Here is a 417-nt window from a genome sequence, read left to right as displayed (position 1 = left end):
GCGTCGCCCTCCAGGACATGCCGGAATTCGTCCGGATCAACCTCGCTGCGGCAACGGCGTGGGATGTCTCGGCCGACAAGGCCGGAAACGCACTGGCGAAGATCCGGGCAGCCACCGGCTGGAGCAACCAGGAGCTGGAGCTCTTCGTCGATAAGGTAAATGCCCTGTCCGACGCCGGTGCGGCCAAGGAAATGGACGTCGTCGACATGTTTCAGCGCGCTGGCGCAGCGGCCAAGGCTGCAGGCGTCCAGTTCGACACGTCGTTGGCGTTCCTCACGGCGATGAACAATGTCGCGATCGCGCCGGAGGTTGCGGCGCGCGGGTTCAATGCTTTCGGATCTACGCTCCGCACTGCGACTGAGCAGCAGGCCCGTGTCGACGAAGGCCTGAAGATGATCGGGCTCTCGGCCAAAAAGG

1 protein-coding gene is annotated in these 417 nt (G+C 64.0%); it reads left to right on the top strand.

Going from position 1 to position 417, the window contains the following annotated elements; translation table 11 throughout:
- Positions 1-417: phage tail tape measure protein (locus AB4Y92_RS26075; protein WP_441822259.1), on the top strand; the 417-nt coding region annotated here is incomplete at both ends.

Source organism: Lysobacter sp. TAB13, from assembly GCF_052113885.1.
Taxonomy (GTDB): Bacteria; Pseudomonadota; Gammaproteobacteria; order Xanthomonadales; family Xanthomonadaceae; genus Lysobacter; species Lysobacter gummosus.
Note: the sequence above shows the minus strand (reverse complement) of the source record. Positions and strands in the feature narration are given on the sequence as shown.